This is a genomic window from Methanofollis formosanus, from assembly GCF_019633745.1.
In the GTDB taxonomy this organism is placed as follows: domain Archaea; phylum Halobacteriota; class Methanomicrobia; order Methanomicrobiales; family Methanofollaceae; genus Methanofollis; species Methanofollis formosanus.
In genome coordinates, this window is record NZ_CP037968.1 from 2696760 (window position 1) to 2719627 (window position 22868).

Consider the following 22868-nt stretch of genomic DNA (forward strand, 5'->3'; position numbering starts at 1 on the left):
GGTCCGGGATTATCAGGGTAGATTTCAGTTGAATCGGCATGTAACCGGCATGTAACTGGCCGTGAATGCCTGGAGATATGCCGGGTGAATCTCATTTGAATCATCATGGTAAACGGATCTGTTCAACGAGCATGTACCTGCTTACAGAATCCTCATGTCCCATCAAAAATGGCTCCCGGGATTATGTGACCGCCGGGTGCGCCTGCAACTCCTTGATGGGGCCTTATGGTTCTTCACCGACGGTTCACGCTCGCTCTCCTCGATCGCGCCTCTTCAACATGCCCGAATGACGGAGATTCTTATCGTCGCAGGGGTCGATGACGGATCGTGATGACAGTGTTTTCGGTTTCGATGGACGACAGTCTGGTGGCGAAGGTCGACGAAGCGGTGGCGCGGGATGGCGTCGCGTCTCGCTCGGCGTGGCTGGAGATGGTCGCGGAGGAGCGGTTGGCCGGCGAGCGGGTGCAGGCGGAGGAGTGGAAGATCCGGTGTGGGGAACTCGAGCGGGAGGTTTCGAGGATGGCGGCGGAGCAGGGGAAGCTGGTGGAGGAGGTTGGGCGGTTGAAGAGGGGGGTGTGAAGGGATCGATTTTTTTTAAATGTCAGATTCGTTTTTCATCAACTTTTTTTAGTATCTCTATCCGGCGATCGTGTCCTGACTGCAAGATGCAGTGCTCGAAGAGGATGAACGCTCTCATACATCTTTGAAGGGAGCGATAATTGCTCTTAAGCCATTACTTTCGCCCTGCACCCTAAACATTTATTTCATAAAACGCAGACGAATAATTCGGGCGCCATCACGGCACAAAAATAAATTGTTCTGTATCCCGTCTGATGCCTGCCCTCTTCCCCACGAGATGATACCCAATGGATTCCTCCTTCCCCCTGTATTTCCGATACTGGGGCAAGAGTCGGACGGAAAACGATCCGGACGCCGTCCATCTCCTGCCCTATCATGCCCTCGACGTGGCCGCGGTCGGTTCAGTACTTCTCAACGCCGACACCCTTCTTCGTGAGCGCATGGCCCGCCTTCTCCAGATCCCCGAACACCAGATTACTCCGCTCGTCTGTTTTCTGCTCGCCACCCACGACATCGGGAAATTTTCAACGCCTGCGTTTCAGTTGTCAGACTCTACCGCAACATGGCGCCTCCAGGGTGTCCAGGGGGAGTGCATCAACGGCTACCATAGCGACGTGGGGTTCGCCCTCTGGAAAGCCCGCCTCTGGGACGACGCAGTTCAGCACGATCTGATCCCATTGGACGGGGAGTTCGACAGCGACGACTGGCAGGATCTCCTCTTCCCGCTTATCAAGGCCGTCTGCGGCCACCACGGCACCCCGCCGGAGGACGTCGGCCCGATCAGGCGCCTGTTCCTGCCGGCAGATATCGAGGCGGCAGAAGAGTTTGTTCAGGATGCCGCCGCCCTCTTCTTCAGCGGGGGTGCCGTGCCCTTTCAACCCGAAGAGGAACTGTTCCAGCGGGTGAAACCGTTTTCGTACCTTTTTGCCGGGTTCTGTGTTCTCTGCGACTGGATCGGATCCGACCGGGAGTACTTCCGGTTCTGTCAGGAACCGATGCCTCTCCCCAAGTACTGGGAGACGGCACTGAGAACAGCAGGCCGAGCAGTGCGGGAAAAGGGTGTCATGCCGGCCAGACCGTCCGGGGACCAGGGGCTTGAAAGACTCTTTCCCGGCATCTTTCCAGAATCTGCCCCCACCGATCTCCAGCGCTACTGTGCCGCCTGTCCTCTCGATGCCGGCCCCCACCTCTTTTTCATCGAGGACATCACCGGCAGCGGGAAGACCGAGGCCGCCGTCACCCTTGCCCATCGCCTGATGGCCAGGGGTGATGGAGAAGGAATGTATTTCGCCCTCCCGACGATGGCGACCGCAAACGCGATGTACGCCAGGATCCAAAAAACTTCCGACATTCTCTTCGAGGACAAGAACTATTCCTGTATCCTGGCCCATTCCGCCAGCCACCTCTATGGGGTCATGCAGACATTCCTCAACGACGGGACCGGATCTGAACAACCCGGGAAAACGTGGCTCTCCGACAATAGAAAAAAGGCCCTGCTCGCCCAGGTCGGCGTCGGGACCATCGATCAGGCCCTCCTCTCCATCCTCCCGGTGCGGCACCAGTCGCTCAGGTTGTTCGGCCTGGCCAGGAACATCCTGGTCGTGGACGAGGTGCATGCCTGTGACTCTTATATGCATAAACTGTTGCAGAGGCTTCTTGAGTTCCATGCCGCCTCCGGTGGGAGTGCAATCCTGCTCTCGGCCACGATGACCCGGCAGCAGCGGGAGGACCTGGCCCGGAGTTTCGCACGCGGGGCCGGGTGGCAGGCGCCTGCCCTCACTTCGAGCGCCTACCCGCTGCTCACTCACCTCTCCTCGGCCAGACCCCCGCATGAACAGTCTTTCACCGACGCGAAGGAGAAACGTGTTGCAGTCAGCCTCATCTCGTCCGAGACCGAGGCGGAAGCGGCACTGATCGAAACCGCCCGGTCAGGCGGGTGTGCATGCTGGGTCAGGAATACGGTCGACGACGCGGTGGAAACTTATCTGCGGTTGAAAGACGCGCTGCCGGCGGGCACGGTTCGTCTGTTCCATGCCAGGTTCGCCCTTGTCGATCGTCTTATGATCGAGAAGACGGTGACCGAGATCTTCGGGAAGGACAGCACCCCTGCGATCCGGGCCGGGCAGATCCTCGTTGCGACGCAGGTGGTTGAGCAGTCTCTGGACCTTGACTTCGACCTGATGGTGAGTGACCTCGCCCCGGTGGACCGCCTGGTGCAGCGGGCCGGCCGGGTTCACCGTCACGCTCGCGGCCCTCGCGGGGAGGCTCGTCTCATCGTTCTCTCTCCGGTAGTCATTGACGATCCGGGGGAGGGATGGTACTCCGCTCTCTTCCCGCGGGGTGCATGGGTGTATCCGGATCATGCCCGCCTCTGGTTGACCGCCCGGATACTTGTGGAGACGGGTGAGATCGTCGTCCCCCGTGATGCCAGGGCCCTTGTGGAAGAGGTGTTCGGGCCGAAGAGCGAGGATGCAATCCCCGAAGGGTTCAGGATGGCGGCCGCACAGGTGCGGGGCGAGGAGCGTGCCGATGCCTCGTTCGCGGCAGAGAATGCTCTGCGGTTGAAGAAAGGATATACGGTGACCGAAGGGCTGTGGGAGAGCGATGCCCGGACGCCGACTCGCCTCGGCGAACCGACGGTCACCCTGCGGCTTGCCCGGTGGGACGGCGAGCAGGTTCTGCCCTGGGCAGAGGTTTCCGACCGCAGGGCCGCCTGGGACCTCAGCCAGGTGAGCGTGAGGGAGAAGTATGCTGCGAAGAAAGCGGAGTTTGCCTCCCCGTTGGCTGAGGCGGTGGAGAGAGCCCGCGCCCGGATGGTCGATGCGGGGAGGTATGTCGTGATCGTCCCGCTCCGCCCCGTCGGCGAGGTGTGGGAGGGATCTGCACGAGATTGTTCGGAGAAAGAAATCTTATTGAGGTACAGTCCGACGATCGGACTGATGAGAGATCTTCAATGATCGGCAAATATATATGGGGCGTGTTCTCATAGGTGAACCAATGGAAAAAAATTGTAGTGAAATTATAGAGAGGTGTCTCTCATACCCTCCCTGAACTTGATCGAGGATCCATGGATCCCGGTCATCCGTCAGGACGGGAGTCAGGACATGATCACACCCTGGCAGATCACCTCCCAGCATGGGACAAACCCCATTCGATCGGTGGCGTCCCCGCGCCCTGACTTCAATGGGGCGCTGGTCCAGTTCTTGATCGGTCTCTGCCAGACCGCACTCCCGCCGGAAAATCAGCGCGACTGGAGAAAATGTCTGACCGTTCCACCCTCTCCCGACGAACTCAAGGTAGCATTCTCCCCTCTTGCCGGAGCCTTTGTCATCGGAGGGGACGGTCCGCAGTTCATGCAGGAGAGGGGGATCGAGGATAAGAAGATCTGGCAGATCGACAGCCTTCTCATCGGGATGCCGGAGAAGGAGAAGATCAAAGATAATACCGACTGGTTCCAAAAACGCGGAACTGTTGACGGACTCTGTCCTCGTTGTGCCGCCCTCGCCCTCTTCACCCTCCAGACCAATGCGCCGGGTGGGGGCCGCGGCCACATGACCTCGGTCCGTGGCGGTGGTCCGATGACCACGCTGGTTCTCGGGGAAACACTCTGGCAGACGGTCTGGGCGAATGTCGTCGACATGGAGAATTACTCTCACCCGGTGGACGACCCCCCGGCTGCAGACGACGCACGCCTCTTCCCCTGGATGGGGGAGGTGCGGACAAGCGCCGGCGGGGAGATGACAACGCCGGAGGATGTACACCCTTGCCAGGTCTTCTGGGGACTGCCGCGCAGGATCTTGCTTGACCTGGAGGGTGCATCATCTGGAACCTGCGATCTCTGCGGCGCCGAGACCGACCGTTGCATCACAACCTTCTGGACAAAACCCTATGGGGTGAAGTACGCCGGGTGGGTCCATCCACTCAGTCCATACTACCGGAACGGCAAAAACAGCACCGAACTCCTGCCCGTCCACCCTCAGCCCGGCGGGATTACCTATCAGAGCTGGCTCGGTGTGGTCATCGACGACCGGGACGAGGGGAAACACATCTCAAAGGTGACCACGCTCATCAAAGAAAGGGCTGAAAAGTCAAGTGTTCAGGAATTGATTGGGCGAAAACCATCCATATGGGCCTATGGCTACGATATGGATAACAAAAAGCCCAGGTGCTGGTATGAAGGCACCCTGCCGTTGCTCACGATCGATGACGCCTGGAAAGAGGAGTTTGAGGAAACGGCGTCCGGGATGATCAGGGCCGCTTCGGAGATGGCGAAGAATGTCCAGTGGTGCGTGAAGGTTGCCCTCTATGACAATCCTGCCGATGTAAAGGGCGACCTCTCGGTCATCAACGCCCGGTTTCTCCAGGCGACTGAGGGGAGGTTCTATGACGGCCTCGACACGGTAGCCCGTGCTCTCGCCGCGGGCGAGGATACTCTCGGGGTCCGGTGGGAGTGGCTTAAAGATCTTCAGACCGAGGCGAAGACCCTCTTTGGGGAGTATTCCCAGATCGATTCCATCGACGAGATCAATGCCCAGAGAGCGGTGAAGGCGTGGGGACTGCTGAACAGTCCTGCCTCGAAGTCGAATAAAAAGGTCTGGAAGGCGCTCAGTCTCCCTGATCAGAAAAAATCCGGAAAAGGTGAGAGATGACGATGACCAAAAACGTAGTGCATGAAATGAACCAGAAGGATGACCCGATGGATGCGATCTTCGGGTGGTGGGAGGAGATCAAAGTCCACCGCGGGGACCGGGCTGAACTGCGGCGCTGCCGGACCCCGGCAGAGGTGGCTTTTGTCCCGGCCTATTACCGACTGAAGGCGGCACTGCCGACCTGGGACCGGGAGAAACTCGCCGTGATTGCGGGAACCCTTGCACATGTCGAGACCAACGCCGAGAACATCAAAATTGCCGAGCAGTTCGCCCGCCCCAGGGACGGCGGGACGACGGCCCGCGTCAGTGAGGCCAGGTTCCGCCGTCTCCTCCGTGTGGAAGACGACGACTATGCCGAACTCTTCTCGATGATGAAGCGGCTGATCCTGATGGTCGACCGCAAGGCGAACATCCCGAGCCTCGTGTGGGGGCTGTACCGCTGGAACCCCCGGACAAAACGGGCGTGGGCAGAGGCGTATTACACGAACATCCAGACGAACAAAGAATGAGGTGAAAAAATGGCTGAATTTATCCAACTGCATATGCTTGTATCGTACCCGCCGTCGAACCTGAACCGTGACGACCTGGGCAGGCCGAAGACCGCAATGATGGGCGGGGCCTGCCGGCTGCGGGTATCGTCGCAGAGCCTGAAGCGGGCGTGGCGCACGTCGGAGACTTTTAAGGAGGCGCTCGGCGGTCACCTCGGTGTCCGCACCAAGGAGATGGGCTGGAACGTCTACCTTGCCCTGAAGAGTGGAAAGGCACTGGCCGACGTCGTGGAAGGAACAGACACAGAAGCGGTGCGGTCTCCGGTGGACGAGAAGAAGGCGGTTGCATGGGGCCAGGCGATCGCTGGGGTCTTTGGCAAGTTGAAGACGGTCAAATCCGTCAAGGACGAGAAGGATAAGAAAGAGTCGCTCTGTGTCGAACAGATGGTTCATTTCAGCCCGGACGAGATCGCCGCCATCGACAGTCTGCTCGCACGCTGTGCCGAGAGCGGAGACGACCCGGCCGGGGATGATCTTGAACTTCTCCGGGCGGAGAACTCTGCGGCGGACATCGCTATGTTCGGTAGGATGCTGGCCTCGTCGCCGTCGTTCAACTGCGAGGCGGCGGTCCAGGTGGCCCATGCGATCACGGTCCACAGGGTGGCGGTCGAGGACGATTATTTCACCGCCGTCGACGACCTCAACCGCGGCGTCGAGGATGTCGGGGCCGGGCATGTAGGTCAGGCCGAGTTCGCGGCCGGGCTCTATTATGCCTATCTCTGCATCAACCGCGACCTTCTGGTGGAGAACCTGGACGGCGACGAGGCGCTGGCTGACCGGGCCATCTGTTCTCTCATCGAGTCGGCGGCGAAGGTCGGACCGAAGGGGAAGCAGAACAGTTTTGCCTCACGGGCCTATGCATCCTACATCCTTGCCGAGCGAGGGAGTCAGCAGCCCAGGTCGCTCTCGGTGGCCTTCCTCAAGCCTGTCGGCGGCGAGGACTACATGACCGCGGCGGTGGCCGCCCTCGACAAGACGCGGGAGAATATGGAGAAGGTCTATGGGGAGTGCGCAAGGGAGTGCATGATGATGAACGCCGCCACCGGCACCGGGTCGCTCGACGAGATCCTCACCTTTGTGTCGGGTGACCATGCCTGAGTATCTCCTGTTCCGGCTCTTCGGCCCGATGGCGGCCTGGGGCGGGATGGCGGTCGGGGAGTACCGGCCTGCCGAGAGTCATCCGTCGAGGTCGGCGGTCTTCGGGCTGGTGGCGGCAGCCCTGGGTATCCGCCGTGAGGAGGCGGCGCTCCTGCGGCGGTTGCAGGAGGGGTACCGGATGGCCGTCCTGGTCAATGCGTCCGGAAACCTGATCCGGGACTACCACACCACCCAGGTGCCATCCGAGACGACAAAGAAGCGGGCCTGGCCGTTTGCGACCCGCCGTGAGGAGGTGAGTGTTCCCCGCGAGTCCTTGAACACCATCCTTTCGACGCGGGAGTATTTCTGCGACGCTCTGTACACGGTCTGCCTGTGGCCGGCGGATGATGCTCCGCCCTACCCCCTCTCCGCCCTTGCGGAGGCGCTCAGGAGTCCGGCATTTGTGCCGTATCTGGGGCGAAAGTCATGTCCGGTGACGATCCCGTTGCAGCCACAGGTGATCGGTGGAGATAATCTGCGTGCGGCGATGGACGCGGCGGCTTTTCAGGACCAGAACCTTTTGAGATCTATTTCTCGAAAAGGGAAAGGGATGCTCTTCTGGGAAGGAGAGGACGATATGGGCTTTGAGATCGAGAGCAGGCAGACCGTCCCGAGACGTGATGTGTCGCTGGACCGGCGGCAATGGCAGTTTACCGAACGAAAGGAGCATGGGGCGCTGGTGCAGGTGCCGGAGGGCGTGCGATGACGCGCTCGATCTATCGCATCCGTTTGAGGGATGATGTCCAGAGGACGCCGGCCTTCTGGCGGAGTGTGCGAAATCCGTATGATGTCCACGGGATGGTCTGGAGGATTTTCTCGGACGGGGCGCGGAAAGATCGCGACTTTATCTACCGGCTTGAGATGCAGGAGTCGTCGCCGGTGATCTATGCGGTTTCCACGGCAGACCCGGTGGACCTCGACGGGATCTGGGCGATCGAGCAGAAGGAGTACAGCCCGGTGCTCAGGACGGGGCAGCGTCTGGGGTTCAGCCTGCGGGCCAATCCGATCCGGGCGAAGCGGAATGAGGAGGGGAAACAGAAGCGCTGCGATGTGGTGATGGACGCAAAGACGGTGCTGAAAGAGTCGGGGTGTTCGCCCGACGCCATGCCTTCCCAACCGGTGCTTGTCCAGAAGGAAGGTTTTTCCTGGCTTGCTTCCAGGGGGGAGGCGGCGGGGTTTGCGGTGGATGAAGGGATGGTCCGGGCCGAGGGCTACCGGCAGCACCGGTTTAAGAAACCGAGGGGTAAAAACTGGATATCGATCAGTACCATCGACTTCACCGGGGTGCTGACGGTGACCGATCCCGACCGGTTTGAAGAGGCCCTGTATGGGGGGATCGGGCCGGCGAAGAGTTTTGGGTGCGGGCTGGTGCTTATCAGGCCGGTGTGAGGGGGAACCGCGATGCTCCCTCATTTAAAATCCATTCCCCTGAAAGAACGAATTTCCCTTATTTTTCTTGAGAGGGGGGAACTGGACGTGATCGACGGTGCCTTTGTGCTCGTGGATGTGAACGGCGTCCGTACCCAGATTCCGGTGGGTGGGGTGGCCTGCCTGATGCTTGAGCCCGGCACGAGGGTGTCCCATGCGGCGGTGACGCTTGCGGCACGGGTGGGGTGTCTGCTCGTCTGGGTGGGGGAGGCGGGTGTGCGCCTCTATTCTTCGGGGCGGCCGGGCGGCGCACGGTCGGATCGTCTGCTCTATCAGGCCCGTCTGGCTCTTGACGGCCCTGCCCGCCAGCGGGTGGTGGAACGGATGTACGAGATCCGGTTCGGAGACGATGTGCCGACTGGTTATACGGTGAACCAGCTCCGCGGGATGGAGGGGGCGCGGGTGAAGCGGCAGTACGAGAACCTGGCCAAAAAATATGGGGTGCGGTGGACGGGGAGGCGATATGACGCATCGTCCTGGGGGAGCGGTGATGTCCCGAACCGTTGCCTTAGTTCGGCGACGGCGTGCCTGTACGGGATATGCGAGGCCGCGGTGCTGGCGGCGGGGTATTCCCCGGCGATCGGGTTTATCCATACGGGGAAGCCGCTCTCTTTTGTGTATGATATTGCCGATCTCTTCAAGTTTGATCTGGTCGCCCCGGAAGCGTTCAGGGTTGCCGCACGCCGGCCGACTGATCCTGAACAGGAGGTGAGATTGGCATGCAGGGATGCGTTCAGGAAGAACCGTATCCTGAACCGGATTATCCCGGTTATTGAGGATGTGCTCGACGCAGGGGGGTTGGATGTGCCGGAACCGCCTGAGGGGAGTTTGCCCCCGGCTATTCCTGAGGAGGATATATGGGGTCCCTGATGGTGGTTGCAACTGAGAACATCCCCCACCGCCTCCGGGGGAGACTGGCTCTCTGGCTGATCGAGGTGCGTTCTGGAGTTTATGTGGGCAATTATTCGGTGAAGGTGCGGGAGATGATCTGGGATCAGGTGGCAATGGGGGTCGAGGAGGGGAATGCGGTGATGGTCTGGGCCGATCAGGGTGATGCCGGATATAATTTCAGGACGATTGGGCAGAACCGCCGTATTCCGAAAGAGATGGACGGCGTAAAGTTGATTTCCTTCCTGCCCGATATCTCATGATGATGGGTACCGGTCTCTTTTCCACCCTCACTCGCGCCAATTGGTTGGGAGTGCTCGCATCACGAGGGTGCGGGGCAACTCCCCGTGAAACATAGAAAGAAGTTTCTTTCTGAGGGAGATAAGTTAGAGAGAGTTCCCCACACGCGTGGGGATGAACCGATCGTGGTGCCCCACTGGTGCAATGACTTTGAGAGTTCCCCACACGCGTGGGGATGAACCGATCTCGAGCGGGCATCTATGTGACTGAGGGATGAGTTCCCCACACGCGTGGGGATGAACCGGCGCCGCCCAGAGATACCCCGAACTGCACGATGAGTTCCCCACACGCGTGGGGATGAACCGCTCGTCGGCGAGGCTGCGGACGAGATCGAGCCGAGTTCCCCACACGCGTGGGGATGAACCGACATTGAGGATGGCGTTCATGATCGTCGCTACGAGTTCCCCACACGCGTGGGGATGAACCGGTCAATAGCGATCACGTAGGGCTGTTCGGGGAGAGTTCCCCACACGCGTGGGGATGAACCGCCTAACACCATCACCGTATCATCTGAGAAGGTGAGTTCCCCACACGCGTGGGGATGAACCGTAAAACCTGTTCCACCACCAGATTTATGAACAGAGTTCCCCACACGCGTGGGGATGAACCGAAATGGTGTCAAAAACAATCAACCGCATCATAGAGTTCCCCACACGCGTGGGGATGAACCGAAACAGAAATTATGGAGGAGAAAAAGGAATCGGAGTTCCCCACACGCGTGGGGATGAACCGTTTAAATAATGCTTCTTCAAATAACGGATGTAGAGTTCCCCACACGCGTGGGGATGAACCGGCGTTGATCACCTCTCGGAGTAGTTGTTCATTGAGTTCCCCACACGCGTGGGGATGAACCGCAACTCATCATACTGGTCAGGACGGCGATTGAGAGTTCCCCACACGCGTGGGGATGAACCGCCAGCACCGCATCCGCGAGGTCCCGGTCCTCGGAGTTCCCCACACGCGTGGGGATGAACCGAAAAAACCATGTTAGGACAAAACGACGAACCTGAGTTCCCCACACGCGTGGGGATGAACCGGCAAACAAGTTTGTTCAATTAATAAAGATAGTGAGTTCCCCACACGCGTGGGGATGAACCGCCTTCTTCCCAAATATTCTATTTTCGATGAAAGAGTTCCCCACACGCGTGGGGATGAACCGGCCATGGGCGCGCTCTCGGTGAAGGCGGCGGGGAGTTCCCCACACGCGTGGGGATGAACCGCCGTATCGGATACATGACCCCAGCACCTACGGGAGTTCCCCACACGCGTGGGGATGAACCGATGATCGGGGCCTGCCTGAATTCGCGTGATCGGAGTTCCCCACACGCGTGGGGATGAACCGAGGCGTGCATATGTGCAACCTCTTGCGCGGCAGAGTTCCCCACACGCGTGGGGATGAACCGGATACGGACGAGCGGGGGATTATGCGAGGAAAGAGTTCCCCACACGCGTGGGGATGAACCGTATTCGGGGATGGAATTGTGCTGTTAGTGTTAGAGTTCCCCACACGCGTGGGGATGAACCGAGTGGTAGGCCATAATCGTGCAGTCCTATGCAGAGTTCCCCACACGCGTGGGGATGAACCGGTATACCGTCTCCTTCTGTTCCTCTCCCTCTAGAGTTCCCCACACGCGTGGGGATGAACCGTCGACGGCACGAACATCCGAGTCTCGTACAGCGAGTTCCCCACACGCGTGGGGATGAACCGAAAAATTGTATCGATGCGATGATTGTAACGACGAGTTCCCCACACGCGTGGGGATGAACCGTATGTAGATAATATTAGAAGAAAACTGTAATTGAGTTCCCCACACGCGTGGGGATGAACCGAATTGGTCCAAAGCAACTCCACTTGTTCTTTGGAGTTCCCCACACGCGTGGGGATGAACCTATTGAGGTCAGACCAAAATGAATCTCCACGACGAGTTCCCCACACGCGTGGGGATGAACCGTCTCTATTTGGTATCCTTTTCTTCGAGAAAAGGAGTTCCCCACACGCGTGGGGATGAACCGATCGTGGAGGGCGGCGACTGCGTCCCCTGCATGAGTTCCCCACACGCGTGGGGATGAACCGCCTGCAAGAGAGACCAGGGAGAGAGATCTGAGGAGTTCCCCACACGCGTGGGGATGAACCGGCGAGCATCGAGAAGTTGAGATAGATCTCGCCGAGTTCCCCACACGCGTGGGGATGAACCGATACCCGTCATGCTCGTAGTGCCAGTCCACATGAGTTCCCCACACGCGTGGGGATGAACCGACCCCCCGCGCCACGCCCCCTCGGCCGAGGTCGAGTTCCCCACACGCGTGGGGATGAACCTGATACGAGGTCCTCCCCCCACCGCATCGCCATGAGTTCCCCACACGCGTGGGGATGAACCGCCGTCCTTTTCGAGTTGGGTGATTTGCCGGATGAGTTCCCCACACGCGTGGGGATGAACCGGCGCCATCCAGGCGCTCTATGCCCCGGCCCCTGAGTTCCCCACACGCGTGGGGATGAACCGATCTGCCTTGCATCCCGCGTAGATCTCGGAAAGAGTTCCCCACACGCGTGGGGATGAACCGAACTGCTCATCCGCCGCCCGTGCGAAACAGAAGAGTTCCCCACACGCGTGGGGATGAACCGCGAAACGCCACACCATCGGACTCTGGTATCAGGAGTTCCCCACACGCGTGGGGATGAACCGGCAACGGCCTGTTCGGTGCCGATAGGGGTGGGGAGTTCCCCACACGCGTGGGGATGAACCGATGTTCGACCGCCCTCAGGAGGTCACCCACGAGAGTTCCCCACACGCGTGGGGATGAACCGCGGGCGTCTCATGTCCCCCTGGAAGAAGAACAGAGTTCCCCACACGCGTGGGGATGAACCGCCGGCAGCATCGCGGGTTCGGCCCTATGGGAGGAGTTCCCCACACGCGTGGGGATGAACCGACGTGGGGATAAAACCGGGTGCGGTCCGGAAGGAGTTCCCCACACGCGTGGGGATGAACCGAGTTTCGCGTCGATCTCGACCCATGCTGCACTGAGTTCCCCACACGCGTGGGGATGAACCGATCGCCGAGTTTCAGGAGAGTGCCGGGACTGGGAGTTCCCCACACGCGTGGGGATGAACCGGCCCGTCTGGCCGGGCAAAACTCGACGCACCTGAGTTCCCCACACGCGTGGGGATGAACCGAGCCGGGCCGCCAGGGTTGGATCGTCTGGTGCGAGTTCCCCACACGCGTGGGGATGAACCGCACAGGGGGGACTGAGGCGTGGGATACGGTGAGAGTTCCCCACACGCGTGGGGATGAACCGAAAGGGGGGCTTGTCGTGGCTCTGCTACCTGTGAGTTCCCCACACGCGTGGGGATGAACCGAGGAATGAGGTTATTTGGGAGGGGCAACCCAAGAGTTCCCCACACGCGTGGGGATGAACCGGATAGCAACAACCTGTCTGAGAACCAGTTTCTGAGTTCCCCACACGCGTGGGGATGAACCGTGATCGGATGAACAACCAGGAAAAACACACGCGAGTTCCCCACACGCGTGGGGATGAACCGAGGTTGCGGGGCATCGCTCACCTCAGGCCGAAGAGTTCCCCACACGCGTGGGGATGAACCGAGGGCGAGATAACCTGGGAAGTCGAGGAGAAGGAGTTCCCCACACGCGTGGGGATGAACCGGTCCCGTTCGTCGATTCCGGAGGAGAGACACCGAGTTCCCCACACGCGTGGGGATGAACCGACGCACTCGGACTCACCGCCGACGAGGTCGCCGAGTTCCCCACACGCGTGGGGATGAACCGACTCTCCCGAGAGCCTGTAGAGCCTGCACATAGAGTTCCCCACACGCGTGGGGATGAACCGGCACTGGGAGGCCCCGTTCGACCGCGGCCGCGGAGTTCCCCACACGCGTGGGGATGAACCGCGCCACGAGGCCCAGAACGCCGGAAGCATCGAGAGTTCCCCACACGCGTGGGGATGAACCGCGCGGACGGTCCAGAAGAGTTCAGCGAACCCAGAGTTCCCCACACGCGTGGGGATGAACCGCGCGGACGGTCCAGAAGAGTTCAGCGAACCCAGAGTTCCCCACACGCGTGGGGATGAACCGGCGGCGGTGCAAAACCTCGACGAGTGGCGCACGAGTTCCCCACACGCGTGGGGATGAACCGGCACGCGACCGGGAGATCAGGGCGGCGGAGCAGAGTTCCCCACACGCGTGGGGATGAACCGTCATGGGGAGATTTTAGCGGGGGCGGTGGAAAGAGTTCCCCACACGCGTGGGGATGAACCGGTTCAATAAAAAAAGGCATGTGAGGTCACCCCGAGTTCCCCACACGCGTGGGGATGAACCGAGCGCCCCCGAGGGCGCCACGTTCTGAGCTTCGAGTTCCCCACACGCGTGGGGATGAACCGAGGCGCTGCCACAGTGTCGGCGCCGCGTCGGGGAGTTCCCCACACGCGTGGGGATGAACCGATCCCCCTCGATGATCTCATAGTAGGTGCTCAGAGTTCCCCACACGCGTGGGGATGAACCGGCGACGACCCTCGACGGCAAGCCCGACGCGGCGAGTTCCCCACACGCGTGGGGATGAACCGGCGACTGCTGCTTGCTCTTCAGGCGTCGGATGGAGTTCCCCACACGCGTGGGGATGAACCGAGGATGACGGTGACCGGACCAAAGTAGTGGACGAGTTCCCCACACGCGTGGGGATGAACCTACGCCTCGAACTCGACGATGCTGAAGAACTGCGAGTTCCCCACACGCGTGGGGATGAACCGTGTTCCATACCATAGCGCACCACCCTATTTCGGAGTTCCCCACACGCGTGGGGATGAACCGGCGCTTCTGAAGGTCTTCGTTTCCCATAGCAGGAGTTCCCCACACGCGTGGGGATGAACCGAGATGGCAGAGTCTCTCGGCTCGAAACTCCTCGAGTTCCCCACACGCGTGGGGATGAACCGTCCTGTTTGCCGACGGGCGGCGGGTCGAGGGTGAGTTCCCCACACGCGTGGGGATGAACCGGGGAAGCACAGATTGTCGAAAAGAAATGATTTGAGTTCCCCACACGCGTGGGGATGAACCGTCCACCGTGGCCTGGCCGTCTGCCTGGCGGTCGAGTTCCCCACACGCGTGGGGATGAACCGGCGAGGGCGATCTCCTCTGCCTCCTCAGGGGAGAGTTCCCCACACGCGTGGGGATGAACCGCGGCTCGATCTCGTACGTGGCAGATCCCTACTGAGTTCCCCACACGCGTGGGGATGAACCGGTAGTCCTCCGTCGTCGCGCTGCACCGGGCCGGAGTTCCCCACACGCGTGGGGATGAACCGAACTGGCTCGCGATCATCTCCCCGAACCCCTCGAGTTCCCCACACGCGTGGGGATGAACCGATCCGGGGCGCGGCCGGCACCTATTTCCGGCGGAGTTCCCCACACGCGTGGGGATGAACCGTACGCCTGCGTCTGCCATCTCAGATCACCCCCGAGTTCCCCACACGCGTGGGGATGAACCGTGGCCGGGCCGCTCGCACGACCGGATCTCCAGGAGTTCCCCACACGCGTGGGGATGAACCGTCTGCGGAGGGATGGGGGGTTGGCGGGAGGGGGAGTTCCCCACACGCGTGGGGATGAACCGCCCTCCGAGCGTGATATACTCTTTATTTTTAGGAGTTCCCCACACGCGTGGGGATGAACCGACGCAGCCGCCGCAATCCAGGTGCTCGACGCGGAGTTCCCCACACGCGTGGGGATGAACCGAACAGAGAAGGTGAAGAAACGTGACAGAAACAGAGTTCCCCACACGCGTGGGGATGAACCGCGGTCGAAGCGGCGGATCGTCTCCCTCGACGCGAGTTCCCCACACGCGTGGGGATGAACCGCTCCTGGAGGAACGCCGGACCCCACTCGGCCCGAGTTCCCCACACGCGTGGGGATGAACCGTATTCGGCCTCTGAGAGGCAGTATCCCACATTGAGTTCCCCACACGCGTGGGGATGAACCGGCCTGCCTCAGTGAGGACGCCGGCGAGGTCGCGAGTTCCCCACACGCGTGGGGATGAACCGAGAGATCGGTATTTCTGGGGCGAGACGACGATGAGTTCCCCACACGCGTGGGGATGAACCGGCGCTGAGCGGCAGTCTGACTCTCCCGGATCTGAGTTCCCCACACGCGTGGGGATGAACCGACTGCTCACTTCACGCTCTTTTTCCAGACCTAGAGTTCCCCACACGCGTGGGGATGAACCGAGGCATAAAATGTCAGAAACAGGTTTGAACGGGAGTTCCCCACACGCGTGGGGATGAACCGATGTTCGTTCCCGGCACCGGAATCCCGACCGTGAGTTCCCCACACGCGTGGGGATGAACCGCCTCGGGCGGGCTCAGTCGTCGGAGGAGGGCTGAGTTCCCCACACGCGTGGGGATGAACCGGTGCTCTGTCTGGATTGTTTCCGCGAGTGGTGGAGTTCCCCACACGCGTGGGGATGAACCGACGTGAGCGGGGCCGGATACACTGGCAAAAAAGAGTTCCCCACACGCGTGGGGATGAACCGCGGTGCTCTGGGCGAAGGGATACCGGCAGTGGGAGTTCCCCACACGCGTGGGGATGAACCGAGAGACGCGGTACTCGACTTCATGGCCGGCGCGAGTTCCCCACACGCGTGGGGATGAACCGATACGGCTGTATCTTATCCTTCGTGTCAACGGGAGTTCCCCACACGCGTGGGGATGAACCGATGATGCACCCGGGCGACACCTCGCTCGGGGCGAGTTCCCCACACGCGTGGGGATGAACCGATCCTCGCCTTTTTCTATTGCACCGGCGACAGGAGTTCCCCACACGCGTGGGGATGAACCGGGTCCTCATCGAAGGCGAGATCGTTCCCGACCTGAGTTCCCCACACGCGTGGGGATGAACCGGCGTCGCACCTCCTGAGGATCTCAAGGTCCCCGAGTTCCCCACACGCGTGGGGATGAACCGCACGCCGCCCTGATGCAGGACCACCCGACGCTGAGTTCCCCACACGCGTGGGGATGAACCGACCATCGTCACCCTCCAGGACGGCGTCAGAAAGAGTTCCCCACACGCGTGGGGATGAACCGACGGGGGCCGGGCCCTATACCCTCGAGTCCGAGAGTTCCCCACACGCGTGGGGATGAACCGGAAACGTCGTACACGGGTTGCGACCCCATAGGGAGTTCCCCACACGCGTGGGGATGAACCGATAGTGGTCTATCGCATTCTCTGGAATCGAATGAGTTCCCCACACGCGTGGGGATGAACCGGAATAAGTTCGACACCAGCACCAAACACAGCAGAGTTCCCCACACGCGTGGGGATGAACCGAGGACCGCACCACCACAAAAAAACCTCGATGTGAGTTCCCCACACGCGTGGGGATGAACCGTAGTATAGGAGGTAGCGAATGAGCCACATAACGAGTTCCCCACACGCGTGGGGATGAACCGATCCTGGATTTGCACTGTCTCCAGCGAATCGCGAGTTCCCCACACGCGTGGGGATGAACCGATCCTCTACCACGAGGTTCGGGAACGGTTCGGGAGTTCCCCACACGCGTGGGGATGAACCGCGGTGCCGGTGCTGTGATGGAGAACGATGTCCGAGTTCCCCACACGCGTGGGGATGAACCGGCGGCCACTGCACACTGCCGTTCTGCCCGCAAGAGTTCCCCACACGCGTGGGGATGAACCGAACGCGTCGAACTGGTTTGGCAGGATGACGACGAGTTCCCCACACGCGTGGGGATGAACCTGAGGAGCGCAACCTGCGCCTCTGAAGGATACAGAGTTCCCCACACGCGTGGGGATGAACCGATAGCGACTGAGAAATCAGACCTCAGCCACCGGAGTTCCCCACACGCGTGGGGATGAACCGTATAGAATAATATATGGAACATATAGTGAGTGGAGTTCCCCACACGCGTGGGGATGAACCGATCCTTTCTTATCGTGGTCCGGTCGCCCTGGTGAGTTCCCCACACGCGTGGGGATGAACCATTGTGACTGGCAGACGATGTAAGCCATCGTCCGAGTTCCCCACACGCGTGGGGATGAACCATTGTGACTGGCAGACGATGTAAGCCATCGTCCGAGTTCCCCACACGCGTGGGGATGAACCGCCTTCGACGGATATCAGATTGCCCCGGTATCTGAGTTCCCCACACGCGTGGGGATGAACCGACAGTTGGGACACTGCCGCGCCTCGACCCTGGGAGTTCCCCACACGCGTGGGGATGAACCTTGAGGATCGGGTTGCCGTCCGCGTCGGTCATCGAGTTCCCCACACGCGTGGGGATGAACCGGTCTGCGGATCTGCAACGAGGAGCAGATGGCAGAGTTCCCCACACGCGTGGGGATGAACCGCTGGCAGAGTGTGCAGACGGGGGAGTAGACCAGAGTTCCCCACACGCGTGGGGATGAACCGGTCGCATGGGCTGCCGACAAGCATGGAGCCGAGAGTTCCCCACACGCGTGGGGATGAACCGGCCCTGCGGGATCACGACGTCGCCATAACTCTGAGTTCCCCACACGCGTGGGAACGAATCGGATGATGCTGACTCCCCCACACACCGTTCTCCAATCAGAACTATCATAAAATACCATAAACAATATGATATTGTCTGTTCTTTGGTAGGCCGATGATGTTCCCCGATCTTTCGGGGTTGAACCATAGTGAAATTACAGATCCGGCCGCGTGACAGTATTTTTTCCCCACCATGTGGGGATCACACTCCCTTTTTCCATTCCCCCGCGTCCACCAGTGCAAAAAAACATCGGGAACACGCCCGTGCATCCTCCAGCGCCCGGTGCGCCCCTTCATAGGGAGAGCCGAAGAGGGCCAGATGGAGTTCTGAAAGCGTCGGCCATTTATACCCGCCCTGCCGCCTGATGCCGCAGTACCTCGCCGAACCCCTCATCGTACACCAGCCGCGGAGCGGTTCCAACGGGTCGGCACGCCCGGTCCGTTCGCATTCTCCGGCGATGACTCGCCGGTCATAGGCAAGGTTGTGGGCGACGACCCAATCGGCCGATTCCGCTGCATCTGAAAGATCTCTCAGTGCATGCCGGAGGGGGATGCCGTCCCGCCGTGCATCGGCGGTCGTGATGCCGTGAATCTCGGCCGCCGCCCGCGGGATCGAGAAGCCTTCGGGAAAAATGGTCGTCGTATATTCGGCCTGTGGGGTGCCGCGGCCGTCGCAGAGCACCCATGCCAGTTCAACGAGACGGGGAGGTGCTCTCCCGTTCAAAATCCGGCCGGTCGTCTCGGTGTCGATGACGAGGACCGTGCCGGGAGATGAGTCGGGCATCTTGGATGGATATGCGGGGTGGAGCGTGATATATCGATCGGCGGCGGGGTGGTCGCGACGAGAACCGTGATGAACGGCCGGGTCCAGGTTGCGTCTCTTCACTTTTGATCTTCGGCGACTCCGGCATGCCGGCCTGTCGTCCTGCAGAGCACCTCCTCCACCCCCTCCCTCACCCCGATCTCCCTCCTCCTCCCCCGGCCCCGGCGCACCATCTGCACATCCACCAGCCGCAGCCGCTCCAGCTTCTTCAGCCGCTCGTGAAACACCGTGTAGCTCATCTCCGCCCCCTCGCACACCCGGCCGTACACCTGCCCGGCGCCGGCCGCCCCGTCCTCCGCCCGGCCCTCGTCGAGGGCCGCCGCGAGCACCGCCCGCTCCGATGCCGACAGCCCTTCGATCGTCACGGCGAGGTGGCGGTTCTTCGAGACCACAAAGGCGGCGAGAACGTCGCCGGCGGTCACCGTGCGCCGCCCGGCCTCCTCGGCCGCCCTCGCCGCCCGCCCGATGAGGTCCAGGCCGACGCGGAGATCGGCGGTGGCGACCGCCCGCTCGACGACGAGGTCGAGGACCGCGGGCGGCATCACCCCCGGATACAGCCCGGCCCGCACCCGGTCGCCGAGGATCGCCCGCACCTCCCCGGCGGAGTACGGCGGGAAGAAGACCTCCGCCGCCTGGAAGACCGACCGCGTGCCCGGGTCGAGGGCACGGGCGAGGTCGGCCTCGGGCGCAGAGAGGGTGAGCACCACCCCGACCCGGACCGCCGGCCAGACCTCGTGCATCCTGAGCAGCGGGGCGAGGACGGCGTCGAGCCCGCCGTCGGCAAGGAGCCAGTGGGCGTCGTCCAGGCAGACGACGACCGCCGCCTCCCGCGCCATGAGGACATGGGCGACCTCGGACATCAAGCGCTTGATCGAGACCCCGGAGGTCGGCGGGGCATGGCCGACGAGCACCCGGAAGATCTCGGCGACGACCGCAAACAGACTCTTCTCGACCTGGCAGGAGACGAGCACCGGCACCACCTGCGTCGTCGTCTCCTCCACCTCGGCGAAGAGCAGCCTGATCGCCGTCGTCTTGCCGGTGCCAGGCACCCCGCGGAGCACGGCGTGCTGCGGGCGGTAGCCCGCGAAGGCCGGGCGGAGGGCGAAGGCGAGGGCCTCGAGCTGCGTGTCGCGGTGGTTGAAGACCTCAGGGAGATGAGCGGACTCAAAAACCGCAGGGTCGCGGAAGAGCGTCTGGTCGGCGGTGAGGGGTTTCATGCGGAGGGGTGGCCGCCAGAGGATATAGAGGTGGGCCGTGCGTGCGGGGTGAAAGTGAAGGGCCGGGGGACCGCGGCAGAAAATCACCCGGGAAAATATCCCGGATCAAAATAAAAAGGCATTATATTGATGAAACGAATGAAAGCACATATGAAATCCGATCCATACCCCATGCCCGGAGAGTTCGGGAGAACGTCCACGGCCCAGGCCCCGGACGAGTCCCTCGCCGAATGGGCCGAACGAGGCGGCCCCCACCTCCGGAAGATCCTGGAAGGGGCTCTCTGTTCCTCGTCCGTGCCGAAAACTCCCGCCCCCACTCCGGCGGACGATAAGACCATACCGAAATATCCGAAACGAACAGGCGGGCCGCCGTCGCGGAGAAGCCTGCTGGCAAGGCTGAGGGACTACGACGAGTGGCCGGAAGACGAAGGATACGATGACGACGACGGTGAAGGGTACGACGAGACGGTCGGGTCGATGGGGTACGGCAGTTTCTGGTACGAGAACTACGACGAGATCTATGACTCCATGGCCAGCAGGTAACCCCGTTTACACCCGTTCCTGCTGATACGAGATCGCCCTCTCCTCCGCCCCGGTCCAGGTCGGCGTCATCCCGACCGCGAGCCGATTGCGCGGGTTGACGTTCTCGTCGTTTCTCGCCACATCGTCGAGGCTGACGCAGTAGACGCGGTCGGGCTCTCTCTCTCGTGCCCGGCAAAGGTGTTGATCGCCCCTGCCGCCCCTCACTTCACGATCATCACCGGACACGCCGCGAGCTGCGCCGTCTTCTGGCTGACGCTCCCCATGACGACGCCCTGGAGGGCGCCGAGCCCCCGGCTCCCGATGACGATCAGGTCGGCCCCGACCTTCCCGGCGGCCGCGAGGATCTCGCTCGTCGGGTCGCCCATCCCGACCTCCAGGGTGTACGGGACGCCCGCCCCCTCGATGAGGGAGAGGACCGGGCCCGCGACCGTCCGGGCGTCCTCCTCCAGGAGGGCGTGGACGTCGAAGTTCGCCTTCACGACCCTGGACTGTGCGGGCGGGGCGGCGACGTACACGACCGCGAGCGACGCCTCCGGCAGGGCCGCCACCAGACCAACGGCACTCTCGGCCGCCCGTATGGCATTCTCCGAGCCGTCCACTGCAAGAAGAACCGAATGAAACATGACAACCTCGTGTGGCATAAAGAGCAACGCCCGGGCTTAAAACCGTGCCGACCCGGAAACCTTGAAGTCTGCCGGCGCCCTTATATATTGCCACCTGCGGCCCGGCCGCCCTGCACCCGGACCGCCACCCGAAACCCCGAGGACTGACCGTGAATCTACCCATCACCCCGAATCTGCCCGCGCTCAAGCAGGCCTGGCTCTCCAACATCCGCGGCGACACCCTGGCCGGGATGACCGTCGCCCTGGCCCTCATCCCTGAGGCGATCGCCTTCTCGATCATCGCCGGCGTCGACCCGATGGTCGGGCTGTACGCCTCCTTCTGCATCGCCGTGGTCATCGCCTTCGCCGGCGGGCGGCCGGGCATGATCTCCGCGGCCACCGGGTCGATGGCCCTGGTGATGGTCATCCTGGTCCGCGACTACGGGCTCGAGTATCTCCTCGCGGCGACCGTCCTCACCGGCGCGATCCAGGTCGCCCTCGGCCGCCTCAAGGTCGGGCGGTTCATCAGGTTCATCCCGTACTCGGTGGTGCTCGGGTTCGTCAACTCCCTTGCGATCCTCATCTTCCTGGCCCAGGTGCCCTTCCTCATCGGCGCCCCTCCGGCGGTCTACGTCATCGCGGCGGCGACCGTCGCCACCATCGTCCTCCTCCCCCGCCTCACCACGGCCGTCCCGCCGGCGCTCGTCGCCATCGTCGCGGCGACGGCCGCGGCCATCGCTCTGGACCTCGACGTCCTCACCGTCGGCGGGATGGGTGCGATCACGCAGACCCTCCCGGCCTTCCACCTGCCGGCCGTCCCGCTCACCCTCGAGACGCTCCTCATCATCCTGCCGTACTCGGTGACGCTCGTCATCGTCGGGATCATCGAGTCCCTCCTCACCGCCTCGATCCTCGACGAGATGACCGACACCGGGAGCGACAAGGACCGGGAGGTGCAGGGGCAGGGGCTTGCCAACTGTGTCGCCGGGTTCTTCGGCGGGATGGCCGGGTGCGCCATGATCGGGCAGTCGGTGATCAACGTCAAGTCAGGCGGGTCGGGCCGGCTCTCGACGCTGGTCGCCGGGCTCTTCCTGATGGTGCTCATCATCGTCTTCGGCGACATCGTCGCCCGGATCCCGATGGCCGCCCTGGTCGGGGTGATGGTCATGGTCGCGGTCGGCACCTTCGAGTGGCAGTCTCTTCGAGATCTCCCCAGGATCCCGCGGGGCGACGCGGCGGTGATGCTCCTCACCATCGCCATCGTCGTCACCACCCACGACCTCGCGAAGGGCGTCATCGCCGGCGTCGTCCTCGCCGCCCTGATCTTCGGGTGGAAGATCTCGGTCATCTCCGCGACCGCCGCCACGCGGGAGGACGGGGTGAAGGTCTATACCGTGAAGGGCCAGCTCTTCTTCGGGACGATGGCGGGCTTCCTGGACCTCTTCGACTATGCCGGCGACCCGCCGGAGGTGCGGATCGACTTCTCGCACTCGCATATCTGGGACCAGTCCGGGGTCGAGGCGATCACCCGCGTCGTCCACCGCTACCAGCAGCAGGGCAAATCGGTGTACGTCATCGGGCTCAACCCGGAGAGCCAGGAGACGCTGGATAGGGGCTTTTCCTGAACCGATTGAAA

15 protein-coding genes and 1 CRISPR repeat array are annotated in these 22868 nt (G+C 62.0%); of the genes, 11 read left to right on the plus strand and 4 right to left on the minus strand.

Annotated elements, in window-relative coordinates; all coding sequences use genetic code 11:
- Nucleotides 1–330 precede the first annotated feature (330 nt).
- From E2N92_RS12335 to cas2e, 9 genes are all read left to right on the plus strand, one after another.
- Entirely contained in the window at nucleotides 331–579 is a 249-nt protein-coding gene (locus E2N92_RS12335; RefSeq protein WP_220681446.1) for a ribbon-helix-helix protein, CopG family, read from the plus strand.
- Between the two features lie 287 nt (nucleotides 580–866).
- Complete coding sequence (gene cas3 / locus E2N92_RS12340) at nucleotides 867–3536, plus strand: CRISPR-associated helicase Cas3' (protein ID WP_220681447.1); 2670 nt, start codon at nucleotides 867–869, stop codon at nucleotides 3534–3536.
- Nucleotides 3537–3608: 72 nt separating this feature from the next.
- Entirely contained in the window at nucleotides 3609–5228 is a 1620-nt protein-coding gene (gene casA, locus E2N92_RS12345; protein WP_281425779.1) for a type I-E CRISPR-associated protein Cse1/CasA, read from the plus strand.
- Complete coding sequence (gene casB / locus E2N92_RS12350; RefSeq protein WP_220681449.1) at nucleotides 5225–5737, plus strand: type I-E CRISPR-associated protein Cse2/CasB; 513 nt, start codon at nucleotides 5225–5227, stop codon at nucleotides 5735–5737. Before casA ends, casB begins: the two co-directional genes overlap by 4 nt.
- Nucleotides 5738–5746: 9 nt before the next feature.
- On the plus strand, nucleotides 5747–6874 hold the full coding sequence (cas7e, locus tag E2N92_RS12355; protein WP_220681450.1) for a type I-E CRISPR-associated protein Cas7/Cse4/CasC: 1128 nt from the start codon (nucleotides 5747–5749) through the stop codon (nucleotides 6872–6874).
- Nucleotides 6867–7619 (plus strand): type I-E CRISPR-associated protein Cas5/CasD, encoded by a 753-nt coding sequence (gene cas5e, locus E2N92_RS12360; RefSeq protein WP_220681451.1) that lies wholly within the window; start codon nucleotides 6867–6869, stop codon nucleotides 7617–7619. Before cas7e ends, cas5e begins: the two co-directional genes overlap by 8 nt.
- Nucleotides 7616–8302: a type I-E CRISPR-associated protein Cas6/Cse3/CasE gene (gene cas6e / locus E2N92_RS12365; protein ID WP_220681452.1), complete on the plus strand. Its 687-nt coding sequence runs from the start codon at nucleotides 7616–7618 to the stop codon at nucleotides 8300–8302. The genes cas5e and cas6e overlap by 4 nt, the downstream gene beginning before the upstream one ends.
- Before the next feature lie 12 nt (nucleotides 8303–8314).
- On the plus strand, nucleotides 8315–9211 hold the full coding sequence (gene cas1e, locus E2N92_RS12370; RefSeq protein WP_220681453.1) for a type I-E CRISPR-associated endonuclease Cas1e: 897 nt from the start codon (nucleotides 8315–8317) through the stop codon (nucleotides 9209–9211).
- Entirely contained in the window at nucleotides 9211–9492 is a 282-nt protein-coding gene (cas2e, locus tag E2N92_RS12375) for a type I-E CRISPR-associated endoribonuclease Cas2e (RefSeq protein WP_246589223.1), read from the plus strand. Before cas1e ends, cas2e begins: the two co-directional genes overlap by 1 nt.
- A 130-nt stretch (nucleotides 9493–9622) precedes the next feature.
- A CRISPR array of direct repeats spans nucleotides 9623–18070; the repeat unit is 29 nt; unit sequence GAGTTCCCCACACGCGTGGGGATGAACCG.
- A 179-nt stretch (nucleotides 18071–18249) separates the two neighbouring features.
- Here the strand turns inward: cas2e and E2N92_RS12380 are convergent.
- Both E2N92_RS12380 and E2N92_RS12385 read right to left on the minus strand, forming a co-directional pair.
- The gene (locus E2N92_RS12380) at nucleotides 18250–18831 is read right to left on the minus strand and encodes a 3'-5' exonuclease (protein WP_220681455.1); all 582 of its coding nucleotides are present in this window, start codon (nucleotides 18829–18831) and stop codon (nucleotides 18250–18252) included.
- A gap of 98 nt (nucleotides 18832–18929) precedes the next feature.
- Nucleotides 18930–20087 carry an ORC1-type DNA replication protein gene (locus tag E2N92_RS12385; RefSeq protein WP_220681456.1) on the minus strand — a complete coding sequence of 386 codons (1158 nt, stop codon included), beginning with the start codon at nucleotides 20085–20087 and terminating at the stop codon, nucleotides 18930–18932.
- 150 nt (nucleotides 20088–20237) lie between these two features.
- Here E2N92_RS12385 and E2N92_RS12390 point away from each other — a divergent pair, with 150 nt between their 5' ends.
- A complete protein-coding gene (locus tag E2N92_RS12390; RefSeq protein WP_220681457.1) occupies nucleotides 20238–20630 on the plus strand; it encodes a hypothetical protein in 393 nt (130 codons plus the stop codon).
- A 6-nt stretch (nucleotides 20631–20636) separates the two neighbouring features.
- Here E2N92_RS12390 and E2N92_RS12395 read toward each other — a convergent pair whose 3' ends face one another.
- Nucleotides 20637–20834 (minus strand): hypothetical protein, encoded by a 198-nt coding sequence (locus tag E2N92_RS12395; protein WP_220681458.1) that lies wholly within the window; start codon nucleotides 20832–20834, stop codon nucleotides 20637–20639.
- The gene (locus E2N92_RS12400; protein WP_220681459.1) at nucleotides 20831–21253 is read right to left on the minus strand and encodes a universal stress protein; all 423 of its coding nucleotides are present in this window, start codon (nucleotides 21251–21253) and stop codon (nucleotides 20831–20833) included. Before E2N92_RS12400 ends, E2N92_RS12395 begins: the two co-directional genes overlap by 4 nt.
- 149 nt (nucleotides 21254–21402) lie before the next feature.
- On the opposite strand from E2N92_RS12400, the gene E2N92_RS12405 reads away from it, so the two are divergent.
- The gene (locus E2N92_RS12405) at nucleotides 21403–22857 is read left to right on the plus strand and encodes a SulP family inorganic anion transporter (RefSeq protein ID WP_246589224.1); all 1455 of its coding nucleotides are present in this window, start codon (nucleotides 21403–21405) and stop codon (nucleotides 22855–22857) included.
- The last annotated feature ends 11 nt before the right edge of the window (nucleotides 22858–22868 follow it).

Coding starts and splice junctions, on each gene's coding strand:
- E2N92_RS12335 (WP_220681446.1), top strand. CDS start 331: ATGACAGTGTTTTCGGTTTCGATGGACGACAGTCTGGTGGCGAAGGTC.
- cas3 (WP_220681447.1), top strand. CDS start 867: ATGGATTCCTCCTTCCCCCTGTATTTCCGATACTGGGGCAAGAGTCGG.
- casB (WP_220681449.1), top strand. CDS start 5,225: ATGACGATGACCAAAAACGTAGTGCATGAAATGAACCAGAAGGATGAC.
- cas7e (WP_220681450.1), top strand. CDS start 5,747: ATGGCTGAATTTATCCAACTGCATATGCTTGTATCGTACCCGCCGTCG.
- cas5e (WP_220681451.1), top strand. CDS start 6,867: ATGCCTGAGTATCTCCTGTTCCGGCTCTTCGGCCCGATGGCGGCCTGG.
- cas6e (WP_220681452.1), top strand. CDS start 7,616: ATGACGCGCTCGATCTATCGCATCCGTTTGAGGGATGATGTCCAGAGG.
- cas1e (WP_220681453.1), top strand. CDS start 8,315: ATGCTCCCTCATTTAAAATCCATTCCCCTGAAAGAACGAATTTCCCTT.
- cas2e (WP_246589223.1), top strand. CDS start 9,211: ATGGTGGTTGCAACTGAGAACATCCCCCACCGCCTCCGGGGGAGACTG.
- E2N92_RS12380 (WP_220681455.1), bottom strand. CDS start 18,831: ATGCCCGACTCATCTCCCGGCACGGTCCTCGTCATCGACACCGAGACG.
- E2N92_RS12385 (WP_220681456.1), bottom strand. CDS start 20,087: ATGAAACCCCTCACCGCCGACCAGACGCTCTTCCGCGACCCTGCGGTT.
- E2N92_RS12390 (WP_220681457.1), top strand. CDS start 20,238: ATGAAATCCGATCCATACCCCATGCCCGGAGAGTTCGGGAGAACGTCC.
- E2N92_RS12400 (WP_220681459.1), bottom strand. CDS start 21,253: ATGTTTCATTCGGTTCTTCTTGCAGTGGACGGCTCGGAGAATGCCATA.